The organism is Raoultella sp. (genome assembly GCF_039594335.1).
Classification (GTDB): Bacteria; Pseudomonadota; Gammaproteobacteria; order Enterobacterales; family Enterobacteriaceae; genus Klebsiella.
The window spans coordinates 20,784-34,672 of record NZ_JBCNNS010000039.1 but is presented as its reverse complement, the minus strand read 5'-3'; the positions used below and the strand labels follow the sequence as shown (position 1 = coordinate 34,672).

Annotated in this window: 13 protein-coding genes and 1 pseudogene; 4 read left to right on the top strand and 10 right to left on the bottom strand. The window is 59.2% G+C overall.

The features are described from left to right. The 3 genes and pseudogenes from ACZAHD_RS09390 to ACZAHD_RS09380 form a co-directional block, all read left to right on the top strand. Positions 1-472: aldehyde dehydrogenase family protein (locus tag ACZAHD_RS09390; RefSeq protein WP_462456518.1), on the top strand; the 472-nt coding region annotated here is incomplete at its 5' end. Positions 473-661: 189 nt separating this feature from the next. Continuing rightward, positions 662-1,075: pseudogene (tnpA, locus tag ACZAHD_RS09385) on the top strand (IS200/IS605 family transposase). A gap of 93 nt (positions 1,076-1,168) precedes the next feature. Further along, a complete protein-coding gene (locus ACZAHD_RS09380; RefSeq protein ID WP_462456520.1) occupies positions 1,169-1,330 on the top strand; it encodes a fimbrial protein in 162 nt (53 codons plus the stop codon). On the opposite strand, the gene ACZAHD_RS09375 is transcribed toward ACZAHD_RS09380, so the two are convergent. From ACZAHD_RS09375 to ACZAHD_RS09345, 7 genes are read right to left on the bottom strand one after another with little or no spacing between them, the layout of a single operon-like run. After that, positions 1,327-2,292: an ABC transporter ATP-binding protein gene (locus tag ACZAHD_RS09375; protein WP_462456517.1), complete on the bottom strand. Its 966-nt coding sequence runs from the start codon at positions 2,290-2,292 to the stop codon at positions 1,327-1,329. The genes ACZAHD_RS09380 and ACZAHD_RS09375 overlap by 4 nt on opposite strands. Continuing rightward, positions 2,285-3,271, bottom strand: coding sequence for an ABC transporter ATP-binding protein (locus tag ACZAHD_RS09370; RefSeq protein ID WP_462456516.1), 987 nt, complete (start codon positions 3,269-3,271; stop codon positions 2,285-2,287). Before ACZAHD_RS09370 ends, ACZAHD_RS09375 begins: the two co-directional genes overlap by 8 nt. Further along, the gene (ddpC, locus tag ACZAHD_RS09365; protein WP_462456515.1) at positions 3,268-4,164 is read right to left on the bottom strand and encodes a D,D-dipeptide ABC transporter permease; all 897 of its coding nucleotides are present in this window, start codon (positions 4,162-4,164) and stop codon (positions 3,268-3,270) included. The genes ACZAHD_RS09370 and ddpC overlap by 4 nt, the downstream gene beginning before the upstream one ends. Beyond that, on the bottom strand, positions 4,165-5,184 hold the full coding sequence (locus ACZAHD_RS09360; protein WP_462456514.1) for an ABC transporter permease: 1,020 nt from the start codon (positions 5,182-5,184) through the stop codon (positions 4,165-4,167). 54 nt (positions 5,185-5,238) lie between these two features. Further along, complete coding sequence (locus ACZAHD_RS09355) at positions 5,239-6,801, bottom strand: ABC transporter substrate-binding protein (RefSeq protein WP_462456513.1); 1,563 nt, start codon at positions 6,799-6,801, stop codon at positions 5,239-5,241. After that, complete coding sequence (gene ddpX / locus ACZAHD_RS09350) at positions 6,798-7,382, bottom strand: D-alanyl-D-alanine dipeptidase (protein ID WP_462456512.1); 585 nt, start codon at positions 7,380-7,382, stop codon at positions 6,798-6,800. Before ddpX ends, ACZAHD_RS09355 begins: the two co-directional genes overlap by 4 nt. A gap of 37 nt (positions 7,383-7,419) precedes the next feature. Next, positions 7,420-8,289 carry a MurR/RpiR family transcriptional regulator gene (locus tag ACZAHD_RS09345; RefSeq protein ID WP_462456511.1) on the bottom strand — a complete coding sequence of 290 codons (870 nt, stop codon included), beginning with the start codon at positions 8,287-8,289 and terminating at the stop codon, positions 7,420-7,422. A gap of 315 nt (positions 8,290-8,604) precedes the next feature. On the opposite strand from ACZAHD_RS09345, the gene ACZAHD_RS09340 reads away from it, so the two are divergent. Beyond that, on the top strand, positions 8,605-9,366 hold the full coding sequence (locus ACZAHD_RS09340) for a transporter substrate-binding domain-containing protein (RefSeq protein WP_462456510.1): 762 nt from the start codon (positions 8,605-8,607) through the stop codon (positions 9,364-9,366). A gap of 67 nt (positions 9,367-9,433) precedes the next feature. Here ACZAHD_RS09340 and ACZAHD_RS09335 read toward each other — a convergent pair whose 3' ends face one another. Genes ACZAHD_RS09335 through ACZAHD_RS09325 form a run of 3 tightly spaced genes read right to left on the bottom strand, consistent with a single transcriptional unit; the run spans position 9,434 to position 13,889 of the window. Then, complete coding sequence (locus ACZAHD_RS09335) at positions 9,434-11,026, bottom strand: cyclic peptide export ABC transporter (protein WP_462456509.1); 1,593 nt, start codon at positions 11,024-11,026, stop codon at positions 9,434-9,436. A 30-nt stretch (positions 11,027-11,056) separates the two neighbouring features. Next, complete coding sequence (fhuB, locus tag ACZAHD_RS09330) at positions 11,057-13,039, bottom strand: Fe(3+)-hydroxamate ABC transporter permease FhuB (protein ID WP_462456508.1); 1,983 nt, start codon at positions 13,037-13,039, stop codon at positions 11,057-11,059. Then, positions 13,032-13,889 (bottom strand): iron-siderophore ABC transporter substrate-binding protein, encoded by an 858-nt coding sequence (locus ACZAHD_RS09325; RefSeq protein WP_462456507.1) that lies wholly within the window; start codon positions 13,887-13,889, stop codon positions 13,032-13,034. Before ACZAHD_RS09325 ends, fhuB begins: the two co-directional genes overlap by 8 nt.

The following is a 13,889-nucleotide window of genomic DNA, read 5'->3' as shown; positions in this document are numbered from 1 at the left end:
TAAGATCCTGTCGTACATTAAGATTGCCCGCGAAGAGGGGGGGCAGATCCTGACCGGCGGAGAGCGCGCCAGTATTGCGGCAGAACTGGATAATGGTTACTACATTCAGCCCACCCTGATTAAGGGGTGCAATGATATGCGCAGCTTCCAGGAAGAGATTTTTGGCCCGGTCATCGGCGTCACCACCTTTAAAGATGAAGCGGAAGCGCTGGAAATAGCTAACCAGACTCAGTTTGGTCTCGGCGCCGGCGTCTGGACCCGCGACAGCAATCTGGCGTACCGAATGGGGCGTGGGATTAAAGCCGGTCGCGTCTGGACCAACTGTTATCACATCTACCCGGCCCATGCCGCGTTTGGTGGCTATAAACAGTCAGGCGTTGGTCGCGAAACCCATAAAATGGCCCTTGATGCCTATCAACAGACGAAAAACTTGCTGGTGAGCTATAGTACCGCGCCGTTAGGGCTGTTTTAACCGGGCGCGTCATTATCCGATCCTGTCCCTCTGACAAAACCCGCGACCCAGGCATAAGGTCGCGGGTTTTTTTATCCCTGCATGGACACCATCTCCTGGGGAGGTGAGCAGCAATAAGATAGCTCTGCCAATAATGCTAAGCATGGGAAAATCCGAATCTGTTATCCCATCACTGATAAAGATTTAACCCTGAGTCGATTCCAGAAAGCATCTCATGTGCTCTGGTATTGCCCATATCATATCGTATGGACACCCAGGTACCGATTTCGCATCCTCAGGAACAATGCAGGCAAAGAGGTTTACGGGCAAATAAGGATCAAGTGAACAGCTCGGGAGAGAAGTGGTCGAGCGGAATGTCCAGATTGCTCATGTCTATTTACTGGTAAAAGTCCCGCCACGTCTTTCTATTTCGCCTGTGCCAGGGGAGTTGAAGGGCAAAACGTGTTCAGTCAATTTCCCTAACTGCGGAGGAACAGGTTGTGGGGACATCACTTTTAAGCACGGGGTTACTGGGTGAATACCGTCGCTATAAATGAAGAAATGATAAGAAAATGCGTGAAGTATCAGGAAAAGGATGAGGTTGAAGAGAGCCAGCTTTACTAAAACTTTACTAAAAGAGGTGTGAAGGTAAGGTGTCTTTTATTGTCACGCCGCCTCTGTTTCGCCCCGGCGCCGCCCGCCTGAACCGCTGTGAAAATGAAGGTCTCCAGTCATCTGCCGATGCTGAAACATGTTACCGCCAGCAGCGCCGCCGCAGCCGAAAGTATCACCTTCACCGCCCGATACGTGCAAACGGGAGACACCGTGACGTCCGGGCGGGTTAACGCTCTGGCGACCTTCGCGCTCGAATACAACTAGAGGGCATTCCCGACGGTGAGTGGTTGAGCGGCCAGCGCCTCTGCCTGCCAGCAGCGAGCCTCGATCCCGTTGCCGAGCGGACGTAGCGGCTGCGGTTTCTCACAGCCCGCGCTGGCAAACGGGCAGCGATCGCGGAAGTAGCAGCCTTCGGGCAGATGGCGGTTACCGGGTAATTCCGTGTTGCGTGGCGCTTCGCTCAGCGCCGAGCCGATACGTGGCACCGAGTCCATCAATAGCCGGGTATAGGGATGGGCCGGGTTATCGAGGACCTGGCGCGCCTCGCCCGTCTCGACGATTTGCCCGAGATACATCACTGCGACGCGATCGCTCATGTGGCGTACGACGGATACGTTATGCGAAATCAGGACATAAGTGAGGTTCTGCTGTTTTTGCAGCTCGACCAGCAGATTGAGGATCTGCGCCTGTACCGAAATATCCAGCGCCGAGGTCGGCTCATCGAGCACGATAATATCCGGTTTTGCCGACAGCGCGCGGGCAATAGCAATGCGCTGGCGCTGGCCGCCGGAAAACTCGTGCGGTAAGCGGTCGAGATACTCCGGGCGGATACCTACCTGCAATGCCAGCTGCTCTGCCAGATGGCGTCGGGCCTTTTCAGTGGGGCGCGACTGGATCCACACAGGCTCGGTGATAGTGCGCCATACCGGGAGGCGTGGATCCAGTGAGGAGAGCGGATCCTGAAACACCATCTGCATACGCCCGCTGCCGGACGCCGTCGCGCGCTCAAACTGGCCGTGAGAGGGCTTAAGCATGCCCATCAGCAGTTTGGCAAGAGTGCTTTTTCCACAGCCGGATTCGCCGACGATACCTAAGGTTTCGCCGCGATATGCCGTGATATCCAGTCCGTTTAGCGCATACACCCGTTCGACGACTTTGCCGCGCCAGTTCTTACGCGCCGGAAAGTTAAGATGAACATCGTTCAGTTTCAGCAACATCTCAGACATGCGTTTTCTCCCGTTGCGGGTACCAGCAGGCCGCCTGCTGCCCGGTCTGTTCTATCGGGCGCAGCATCGGCGTGATGCCGCAACCCTCACCGGCGGCAAAGCAGCGTTCGCGAAAGGCGCAACCGCCCGGTAATCGCGCCAGATTCGGCACCGTGCCGGGAATCGAGCGTAGCAGCGAACGCGGCTCGCCGTTATCCGGGGCGCTGTCGAGCAGGCCCACGGAGTAGGGATGCAGCGGATGATGCAGCACCTGCTGAGTTAAACCGCTTTCAATCACCGCGCCGGCATACATGACGTACAACCGATCGCAGACCTGTGAAACTACCGCCATATCGTGGCTGATAAACAGCACTGCAGTGCCCGTTGCCAGCGCTTTCTGCTTTAGCAGGCGCAGCACCTGGCGTTGAACGGTCACATCCAGCGCGGTGGTCGGTTCATCGGCAATCAGCAGATCGGGTTCGCAGGAAAAGGCGATGGCGATCATTACCCGCTGGCGCATCCCGCCGGACAGTTCGAAGGGGTAACGCTCCATCACCCGCTGCGGATCGGCTATCTGCATATCCGTCAGCAGCGCGACCGCCCTCGCACGCGCCTCGCGGGCGGAGAGGGGCCGATGCTGACGAATAACATCGACCATCTGCTTGCCGATCCGCCGCGTTGGATTCAGCGCGGTCATCGGCTCCTGAAAAATCATCGCCACCCGGCGGCCACGGATGTCGCGCATCTCTTTCTCTGATGCGGTGAGAATATCGTTACCCATCAGGGTCACCTGACCGCTGTGAATCTGATAGCTTCCCGGCGGCAGCAGACGCATCGCCAGCATGGCGGTGACGGATTTGCCGGAGCCCGACTCGCCTACCACGCCAACAATTTCGCCGCGGTCGATATGCAGGGAGACCGCATTCAGGACATGTACTTCTCCCTGATAGACAGGGAAGCTCAAACGGACGTTGTCGATTGTCAGAACCCGGTTACTCATGCGTTGCGTCCTCCGGACTTCGGATCCAGCAAATCCTGGATCCCATCACCAAACAGATTAAAACCGACGGCGGTGATCAGGATCGCCGCCCCCGGAAAGGCGCAGTACCACCACTGATCGAGAACGTAGTTGCGGCCGTTTGCCACCATCGCGCCCCACTCGGCGGTAGGCTGTTGCGCGCCGAGGCCGATAAACCCGAGCGTCGCCGCCATCAGAATGGCGCTGCCGATATCCAGCGATGCCTGCACCACCAGCGGCGGCAGGGCGTTGCGTAAAATATGCCAGCTGATCAGGTGCCAGCGGGAGGCGCCGAAGGTCAGCGACGCTTCGACGAAGCTGTGCTGGCGAACCACCAGCGTCTGTCCTCGCGCCAGACGGACGTAAAACGGAATGCGCACAATGGCGATCGCCAGCATGGCGTTGAATAAGCTTGGGCCTAACGCGGCGGCCAGCGCCATTGTCAGCACCAGTGAAGGGATCGACAGCATGATATCCATCAGTCGCATGATCAGCGCATCGCTGCGCCCGCCGAGCACGCCGGAAAGGCAGCCCAGCAACGAGCCGCTGATCCCGGCGATCAGCACCACCGCCAGACCGGCGGCGATCGATTGCCGGCTGCCGATCAGCACCCGACTGAACAGATCCCGCCCTACCTCGTCGGTGCCGAACCAGTGGGACAGCGACGGCGCCTGCAGGCGGGCGGTGAGATCGATAGCGTTGGGATCGTGCGGTACCAGCCACGGCGAGAAGATCATCAGAAACAGCATGATCAGCATAATGGCGCCGCCAATCAGCGTCAGCGGGCTTTGGCGCACCAGCCACAGACGGCGTTTCCATACCGTGTGACGGCGGGTTTTCTCAATAGCGCCGGGGCGTTCCTGGGTCATCATCACTTAGTTTTCTCCCCGACCCATGCGCGGGTCTATCCATAAATAGAGCAGGTCGATGAGCAGATTGACCAGCACGTAAGCAAAGGACACCACCACGGCAAAGCCCATCACCGCCGGAAAATCAAGCGCCTGAATAGAGGAGACGACGTAGGCGCCCATCCCGGGCCAGGCAAAAACGGTTTCGGTCAGCACCGCGCCGTACAGCAGATCGCCTAGCGCCAGCCCCAGCACCGTGACCGAAGGAATCAGCGCATTAGGCAGCGCATAGCGCATCACGATGGTCCATTTCGGCAGGCCGCTGGCCAGCGCGGTGCGGATGTAATCTTCACTCAGCTGTTCCAGCATCGCGGAGCGAATTTGCCTGGCGACAATCCCCAGATGAACGAAGGCCAGCGTGGTCGCCGGCAGAATCAGATGCTGCAGCGCATTCAAGAACACCTCGATGTTGCCTTCCAGCAGCGCATCGATCAGATAGAAGCCGGTCACGCGGGTCGGCGGGTCACACCAGTCGTCAAGACGTCCGCTGCCGGGCAGCCAGTCCAGCTTGCCATAAAACAGGACAATCACTCCCAGCCCCAGCCAGAATGCCGGGGTAGAAATTCCGGTCAGCGCCATCAGGCGAACCAGATGATCGGTCCAGCGGTTGCGATACACCGCCGAGAGCACTCCCAGCGGGATACCAACCACCAGTGCGATCAGCAGGGCGCAGATCGCCAGTTCGAGGGTCGCCGGGAAAAAGGTTTTTAAATCTTCCAGTACCGGACGACCGGTGCGGATGGAGTTCCCGAGATCGCCGTGCAGCAGGGCGCTGACGTAATGAAAAAACTGCTGCCATAACGGTAAATCCAGCCCCAGTTGTTGGCGGATATGCCGGACGATTTCGTCGCTCGCGCGATCGCCTGCCAGCAGGCGCGCCGGATCGCCGGGAATGAGGTGCGAAATAATAAAGGTGATCACGCAGACGCCAGCGACGACGAGGACCAGCCCCCAGCTGCGTTGTCGAATTAAACCCCAGAAACTCATGATGACGCCCTCTGCCGGGCCCGCGACGGCCCGGCATGACAAGGTTAAGATGCGCTATTTGTGCATATCGGCAATATTGAAAATCTGCTCTAACATCGGGTTGAAGACGAAGCCTTTGACCTCTTTGTTCATCGCCACCTGGTAGTTTTTCTGGAACAGATAGACGTAGGCGGCTTCATCGATAACGGTTTTCTGCGCCGCTTGATAATCCCGGGTGCGTTCTGTCTGGTCGGTGGTGGCGACAGCCTGTTTGAGCAGCGCATCAACCTGCGGGTTGGCATAGAACGAACGGTTGCCCGGCAGCCCTTTCTTATCCGACTCGAACCAGTAGTTCATGAACATATAGGGGTCGGCGAAATCCGGACTCCAGTTGCCGATGGCGATATCGTAATCCCCTTTACCAACACGCTCGCGCATGGTGGCGTTGGCCAGTTTTTCCAGCTTCACCTGGATGCCGAGGGTTTGCAGATTCGCCTGAGTGGAGAGGGCGATCGGCTCCCAGTTCGGGTCGTTATCCGAGTAGAGGAACGACAGGGTTTTCGGCTTATCGCTGACTTTCGCCAGCGCGGCTTTGGCTTTATCCATATCAAGGGAATACTGCATTGCGCTCGGATCAAAGCCCCACATGCCATCGGGGATCGGGCCGCGCATCTGTTTGCCGTTGCCACCGAGAATGCCGCTGACCATCCCTTGATAATCGGTGGCCCAGGAGACGGCGCGGCGTAAATCAACCTGATTCATCGGCGCTTTGCTGTTATTGAGATACAGGTAAGTCACACGCAGCGCCGGGTAGTCATACACCGCCACGCTACCCTGTTTCTTCAGGGCCGCAAACTGGTCGACCGGCAGCGCATCGGCAATATCCACATCGCCCTTGGTCAGCTGCAGACGGCGGGCGGCGCTTTCACCAATAATCTTTACCGTCACCCGCTTAAAGCTCGGCTTCGCGCCACTGAAGTGCGGGTTGGGCACCAGAACCAACTGCTGGCCTTTCTGCCAGCGCTGCAGCATATAGGCTCCCGAGCCGGCGGTGTGTTCCGCCAGCCAGGCGCGGGCGTCATCGCCGGCGTTGGCCTTGAGGACCGTCGGGTTGACGATCGACGCGCCGTCATTGGCCAGGGTGTGGAGGAACGGGGCGAACGCGTTCGGCAGGGTGAAACGCACCGTGGCGGGATCCACGGCCTCAATTTTCAGCCCGGAGGGGAAGGCTTCGGAAGGCCCCTGCTTAATGCGCATCAGGCGTTCGAAAGAGAGTTTTACCGCTTCGGCGGTGACCGGTGTACCGTCGTCAAACTGCATGTTTTTGTGCAGCGAAAAGGTCCAGGTTTTACCGTCATCAGAGACCTGCCAGTTTTCGGCCAGGTCGCCTTCGACATCCGTTGAACCTTTACCGTCCTGGGTTTTGTATTTGACCAGCCGCTGATAGGCCGGATAGGTGACGGTCCAGTCGTTATTATCAATGGTGACGGCCGGGTCGAGCGTCTGCGGATCGGCGGCTTTGCCGATGACCAGCATATCTTTGGGCACGGCAGCATAAGCCGGGGCGATAGCCGCCGCCAGCGCAACGGCCAGTAGTAGTGGGCGAAAACCGGTGAAAGCAGTGCGACTCATATTCATGGAATGACTCCGTCAGTGTGAGCGGGGGACAGGCAGGCGAAAACATCATCAAGGAGCGGATAACCGGCCGCATCCGGTAATTCGAAGTGCCACCATTCCGTGGAAATGCCCTTAAAACCGCCGCCAAACATAATGGCGTTCAACAGCAGGCGGTTACGCTGGGCGGCCTGGGAAACCGCCGGGTGATAAGGGTGGGAGAGATCATCCATTTCATCGAAGGCGGTGCCCATATCCAGCGGCTGACCGTTTTCGTCGAGTAACGTGACGTCGATGGCGGTACCGCGGCTGTGATTGGACCCCAGCGCTATCGGCATGACGTAATCCTGATTCGGACAGGCGTCCCACAGGCGCTGCTGCGCCTGCTGCGGACGATAGGCATCGAACACCAGCAGGTTCAGGCCCGCCAGCTGTGCGATACGCAGCGACTTCTCCAGCGCCGCCGCCGCATCCGGGTGCAGCAGGCAGCGGGCTTCGCTATAAATGGCCCGACCGGTGATGTTATCGGCGCTGGCATATTTGAGATCGACAGGCAGAGCCGGGAAGCGTGCGCTGATATCGACCAGGGTGACTTGCTGATTCATCTGTTGTTTCCTGTCCTGAAGCCTGTCGAGCAGGCGCTTATTCACGTTCAAATTGACCAAATTCTTGCTGCAGCGCCCGGTTTTCGGCCAGGCGGCGCGACAGCGACGGGCCGAGTTGCTCGACGACGGCGGAGAGCAGCAGGTTGAAAAGACAGCTGATTGGGGCGAGGGAGTCCCAAAAATGACCGGTATCGGTTTTGACCTGTAGCAGATCGACCGGATAGTCGCGGGCCCACGGACACCAGATATCGGTAACCAGCGCGGTGGCAATACGCCGATCGGCGGCAACCCGACAGAACTGACGCGCGGCGCTGGAATAGGCGCGGGTATCGGTCAGGATGATGTAAGGATGTTCATATTCAGAGTTCAGCGACTCCAGCCAGCTACCGGAGCTGCCGTCGGCATAGGTCACGCGCGGGCGCAGGTATTCGAGATGGCTAAAAAAGCTGTTGGCGATGCCTCGCGTTGACTGGATCCCGAGCACAATCACCGTATCGGCCTGCGCGATCCGCTTGCTGACCCGGGCGAAAGTCTCTTCCTGCGCCAACTGATAAACATAGCGGATCGCATCCAGCTCCATCTGCAACGACAGGCTGGCGTGATCGGGCTGCGTTTGTTGCTGCGCCCAGGAATCGAGGCGGTCAATGACGCCCCAGTGTTTATAGGGTGCCGGGGTATGATCTTTCAGTCCGTTTTTGACGTCGTCGAGGTTGCGATAGCCCAGCTTGCGCAGGCAGCGGCCGACGGTGATCCCGCTGGTACCGGTCGCCAGCGCGATGCTATCAGCCGTTTCATAAGGGATATGTTCCCGATGGCTCAGCAGCCAGCTACCAATGCGTTTTTCACTGGGCGTCAGCTGGCTAAATAGCGACTCGATCGTGCGAAACAGCCTGGAATTATCGTTCATACCCGCCTCTCAATGAGATTTCTCTCTCATGAACCCGTATTGTGTTACCAAGATAACAAAGCACGATGCATGCCATTTGTTCCGGAAAACCGTTTTTTACGGTATCACTGGGGAAATGCGCGCGGCAGGCGAACGATGAGCGTATATTTTCGCCAAAATATGCACAAAGAAAGTGCACTGTTTCCTGGTTGTGCATCACAAAGATAAAACATACGATTAACAAAAATTCCATTTGCGCAACAAGTGAGCAGGACATCACGCGTGGCAAAACCGCGCAACATCTTCAAAAACGCACCTATTGATAAGGATGATGGTATGAACTTAAAGGCCTGTCTGGCCCTGGTACTCGCAAGCCTTGCCTGCGGCAGCCAGGCGCGTGATCTACAGACGATTCAACAAAGCGGCGAGTTAAAAGTGGGCGTTCCGGGCGACTATGCCCCGCTGGCGTTCCACAACGAAGCGGGTGAGCTGCGCGGTTACGACGTGGATATGGCAAAAGATCTGGGGCAGAAACTGGGGCTAAAAGTCACCTTTGTGCTGACCAGCTGGCCGACGCTTGCCAGCGATCTGAAGGCCGATAAGTTTGATATTGCGATGGGCGGAGTCACGGAAACCCCGGAACGGGCAAAAGATTTCGCCCTCAGCCATCCGGTGGTGGCAAATGGCAAAATCGCCCTGGCTAACTGTATGGCGGCACCGGCGCTCGGCAGTCTGGAAAAAATCGACCGACCCAATGTGAAAGTGATTGTTAACCCGGGCGGCACCAACCAGAGCTACGTGGATGCCCATATCAAACATGCGCAGATTATCAGGGTCAAAAATAACGTCGATAACCTCGAGGCGTTACGTCAGAAAACCGCCGATATGATGGTGACCGACCTGATTGAAGGCGTCTATTACGAGAAAAAAGAACCCGGCGTCTTCTGCGTCGCGACGGATAAACCCTTCCCGGGCACCGCCAGTTTTAAAGTCTATATGATGAACAAAGATAATCAGCCGCTGCTGGAGAAGGTGAACCACTGGCTGGACAGTCAGGATAAAAATGTCCTCAAACAAAAATGGAAGATTCACGATTAGGTGCTGGCGGTCACACCTTGTTGACAGGCGTGACCGCGAAATCGCCTTCAGCGCGGGGGCTAGCGGACTAAACCAGCTGTCCCGACTCCAGTTTGATAATCCGATCTGCCGCGTGAAAATAGCGGTCGTCATGGGTAATCGCGATGATGGTTTTGCCTTCAGCTTTGAGCATCGGCAGCAGTTCGAGGTAAAACACCGCTTTGAACTCCGGGTCCTGATCGGCGGCCCATTCATCGAACAGATACAGCGGCCGCTCATCCAGCCACGCCTGTAGCAGCGCCAGCCGCTTACGCTGTCCCTGCGAGAGGGCGGTGGTGGAGAAGCGCCCGGCTTCAAAGCGCACCTTATGGTTGAGTTTGAGTAACCGCAACAGATGATTAACCTGCTCTGGCGTGCGTTCATGGACAAACGCCACATCGTCGAAAAGGAAAAAATCGCTGAATACCGCCGAGAACAGCTGACGATATGCTTCCTGCTGGTCGGCAGACACGGCGTGGCCGTTCAGTAAAATAGCCCCGCTATCCGGGGGATAAAGACCCGCCAGCAGACTGGCGAGCGTGGTTTTACCGCTGCCGTTGCCGCCGACGACAAACACCAGCTCCCCGGGGGTAAACCGCAGGTTGATCGGCCCGATGGTAAAGCGTTCGCCGTCCTCTCCCTGATATTGATAGCGCACCTCGTTTAGCGCCAAAGAGCGAAAAGGCTCTGCTGGCAGCGGGCGCTGCGGTTGCTCCGGCGGCAGGTCGTCACGCAACTGCTGTACCCGCTGGAGCGCGACCCGAGCGCTGGCAATCGTCGGCAGCGATGACAACACGCCTTCTACCGGTACAATCATGTAGAGAAATATCATGACATAGCCGGTGATCGCCGCTGGCTCCAGCACCAGTGACTCGCGCAGGCCGAACAACACCAGGCCGATAAAAGCAAAAAACAGAATACTGCCCCAGCTAGTGGCCAGCCCGTAGAGAACATATCCGCGGGTGCGCTCCCGGCGTACGGCCTCGATATTGTCCGCCAGCTCACCCGACACAAACCGGCGACGGCGGGCGGCGTTGAGCCGGTATTCTCGCCCGCCATCGAACAGTTTTTTGCACTGCTGAATCAAGGTATCTTCCCGCTGTCGCGACCGGCGCAGCAAGCCGACGGCCCGCCCGTGGGCGGCGCGGTAGCCCAGGGTGCCGAGAGCTATCGCCGCCATCGCTAGCGTGAGGATGCTGACGGAGAGCGTGGCAAGGTAAATCAGACAGCCGAGAATGACCGCCCCGTAGATAAACAGATTTGGCAGACTGACGAAAAACACCACCAGGGTGTCGAGATCCTGGGTCAGTACTGACACCGTTTTCGCCATGCCAGCGTGCTCGAGCGACAGCCAGCGGGTCTCGCTGACGTGGCGGGTGAGTTCGCCGCGCAGGCGCGCCTTCACTTTCTGCCCGAGAAACATAAACGTGGTCTGCGAGACAACCCGGGTCCCCAGCATCAGCACTGCTAATAGCGCGAACTGAATCCCTGGCGTGAGGCCGCTTTGCGCCTGCGGCAGTGTCAGGCTGTGGTTAATCATCGCCAGCAGAGATGCATTGCTAAAACCGCTAATTAACCCGGCGACAACCGCCAGCAGTAGCCAGCCGCCGACCATACGTAACAAACTCAATAAAACCCACATGCCTATTCCTTATTCATGGCTTTTTATCTGTTATTCAGCTCCGTGCTGGCCTTTTGCGCGGATCAACGGCCAGATCAGCAGCGGTACGCCGATAAGCGAGGCCACCAGGCCGACCGGCAGTTGGCGCGGATAGAGCGCATTACGCCCCAACCAGTCGGCGAGCGTCATAATGCAGGCGGAGAGCAGCGCTGCGGTGTAGAGCTGCGCCAGCGCACCTTTGACGCCGGTTTTACGCGCCAGGTGCGGCCCCAGCAGGCCGATAAACGACACCGGGCCAACCAGCAGCGTGGCGAGCCCGGTCATTAACGCCGCCAGCGCCAGCACCCCGAAACGGGCGCGGGGCAGGGAGAGACCCAGCGAACCGGCAACCCCGCCGAGGGGCAGCAACACCAGCCAGCGGCGAAACAGCGGCGTCAGGGCCAGCACCATCAGGGTGGCGATGAACAGCCACTGCGCCAGCGGGGCGCTGATGTAATAAGTGCTGCCGGTCATCAGCGGCAGCAGCACCGCGCTGGCGGAGAGGTTATTGAGCATGACGATGCTGACCGCCGCCTGGCAAAGCGCGTTCAGCGCCACGCCGTTAAGCAGGACCCGCTGCGGATTAAAGGCGCTGCTGCGGCTGTTACACAGCGTTAACAGCAGACTAATCAGCGCACCACTGAGGCTGCTGAGCAGCAAAAACGCGCTTCCCTCGCTCGGAAACAGCAGAATATAGGCCGTCACGCCCATAGCCGCGCCACCGCCGATACCCAGCACTTCAGGGCTGGCGAGCGGGTTGCCGCTGACCCGCTGCATCAGCACACCCGCACCGGCCAGCAGCGCGCCTGCGCTTATGGCCGCCAGCAGGCGAGGCAGCCGCAAAGGCAGCAACTGGGTGAGTTCTGCCGAATGTGCCCAGTGCCAGTGGGCCAACCCGTGGCCAAAAAACAGCGAGATAACAACGGATATCATGAGGGCGAACGCTGCGGCCCACGGAACCCAACGACTGGTGCGCTCTGTCCTCAGCGACGGGGGGAGTATATCCAGACTCTGCTGGCGGGCATGGCGCGCCAGCAGGATCAGCAAGGGGCCGCCGGTCAGGGCGGTTAACATCCCTACCGGCAGTAGCTGACCCTCGAGCAGGGAAACCCGTGAGACGCAAAGGTCGGTAAACCACAGCAGACCAGCGCCGGTCAGGGTGCTATGCAACACCAGCTGGCGTGAGGTCCGCGCGCCGCCAAAACGGGCAAGATGCGGTGCCGCGAGACCAATGAAACCGATGACGCCGACGGCGTTGATGATAAGCGCGCTCATCACCAGCGCCAGTAGCACCGCCGCCGCACGAATCCGCAGCGGTGAAGCTCCAAGACTATTCACCATGGTTTCCGGAAGCTGCAGCAGTTCCAGCGGGCGAAACAGCAGCATCAGAATCCCGCAGCACAGCGCCAACCACGGCAGCAGCGCCAGCAGCAGATGGCTGTCCTCTTGCGCCAGCGAACCGCCGCCCCACATCAACACCGTCAGCAGGAAACGGTCGTTGATGATGGCGATCAGCATGGTCAGCGCACCGCACCACAGGTTGATCATCATCCCGGCCTGAATCATCACCAGCGGGGAGAGTCGCTGGCGCCAGCTCAGCAGCAGGACCAGCAGCAGCGCCGCCAGCTCGCCACCGATGATCACCCCCATCCGCATCCCACCGGTCAGCGCCGGAAGCCATAGCGAAGCCAGCCCCATCGCCAGGGTTGCACCGGAGGTCATCCCGAGAGTGATCGGCTCAGCCAATGGATTACGCAGCGCGCGCTGCATTAGCCAGCCGCACAGGCCGAGGGTGGCTCCGCTGAGGATGGCCATCCCCTGACGCGGCAGCCACATGCTGTGCAGAATAATCGCCGTGGGCTGCCTGTCGGACGTGCTGAACAGAGCATGCCATCCGCCCTGTTGCAGCACATCGCTGGCCGCCAGCAGCAGCGAAGCCAGCCACAGTAAGCCGATGACGCACCATGAGAGGCGGCGGGAAAATGGCTCATGCATCGTGCCACCCCGCCATCAACTGGCTGAACATATCGGCAAAACGCCCGGCGGTTATCAGTGCTCCGGCATCGCTGATCGGTTGCTCAATCAGCGCGATGGGATAGCGCGAAGTCAGCGGCAGGCTCTGCCACAGCGGGCTGCGCAGCCAGTGTGCTACCGCGTCACGCTGATCGGCGGCGACCAACAGGATCGGCCGGGCATCGAGGGTGGCGATGCGGGTCAGTTCCACCAGGACGTTGCCTTCAGCGCCGCTGCCGCCGCGCCAGGCATTGCGCATTCCACAGGCGGCCAGCACATCCCCCGGCAGGCTGCCTGCGGTATACAGTCGCAGGTGCAGCGCATCCACCGGGGCGGCAAACAAGACTGGCTGCTGCAGCTTCTGCGCAAAACCGCGGGCGAGGGTGATGCGCTGGTACAGACGGGCGAGCAACGTGGCCGCCTGCTCTTCACGTTTAAGTGCGCTCCCCAGCTGCTGCGTGGCGCTAATAAAGGCGCTGAGGCCATGAGCCGGTAGCGTCAGGAGGGGCGCGATCTGCGCCAGCGCCGGTTTTAGCAGGGCGTGTTGGGGCGTTATCACAATGGTGTCCGGTTTCAACGCATAGAGCGTTTCCAGATTGGGTTGAAACAGCAGCCCGAGATCCTGCACCGTTGCCGGCAGTGTCGGCACCGGGATCAGCTTGCGATACCACGCCGGAGCTGAAACGCCCGCAGGCGTGACGCCGAGGGCCAGGATCATTTCGGTTAATCCCCAGTCCAGTACCGCCAGCCGCTGTGGCACAGGTGAACCGCTGGCCCACGATAAGGCGGGAGCCAGCAGGGCGGCAGCGAGTAGTCTGCGTCGTGACAACAT

What these genes read in the sequence shown, in the direction of transcription:
- ACZAHD_RS09380 (WP_462456520.1), top strand. Translation starts at nt 1,169, where the DNA reads ATGAAGGTCTCCAGTCATCTGCCGATGCTGAAACATGTTACCGCCAGC.
- ACZAHD_RS09375 (WP_462456517.1), bottom strand. Translation starts at nt 2,292, where the DNA reads ATGTCTGAGATGTTGCTGAAACTGAACGATGTTCATCTTAACTTTCCG.
- ACZAHD_RS09370 (WP_462456516.1), bottom strand. Translation starts at nt 3,271, where the DNA reads ATGAGTAACCGGGTTCTGACAATCGACAACGTCCGTTTGAGCTTCCCT.
- ACZAHD_RS09360 (WP_462456514.1), bottom strand. Translation starts at nt 5,184, where the DNA reads ATGAGTTTCTGGGGTTTAATTCGACAACGCAGCTGGGGGCTGGTCCTC.
- ACZAHD_RS09355 (WP_462456513.1), bottom strand. Translation starts at nt 6,801, where the DNA reads ATGAATATGAGTCGCACTGCTTTCACCGGTTTTCGCCCACTACTACTG.
- ddpX (WP_462456512.1), bottom strand. Translation starts at nt 7,382, where the DNA reads ATGAATCAGCAAGTCACCCTGGTCGATATCAGCGCACGCTTCCCGGCT.
- ACZAHD_RS09345 (WP_462456511.1), bottom strand. Translation starts at nt 8,289, where the DNA reads ATGAACGATAATTCCAGGCTGTTTCGCACGATCGAGTCGCTATTTAGC.
- ACZAHD_RS09340 (WP_462456510.1), top strand. Translation starts at nt 8,605, where the DNA reads ATGAACTTAAAGGCCTGTCTGGCCCTGGTACTCGCAAGCCTTGCCTGC.
- ACZAHD_RS09335 (WP_462456509.1), bottom strand. Translation starts at nt 11,026, where the DNA reads ATGTGGGTTTTATTGAGTTTGTTACGTATGGTCGGCGGCTGGCTACTG.
- fhuB (WP_462456508.1), bottom strand. Translation starts at nt 13,039, where the DNA reads ATGCATGAGCCATTTTCCCGCCGCCTCTCATGGTGCGTCATCGGCTTA.
- ACZAHD_RS09325 (WP_462456507.1), bottom strand. Translation starts at nt 13,889, where the DNA reads ATGTTGTCACGACGCAGACTACTCGCTGCCGCCCTGCTGGCTCCCGCC.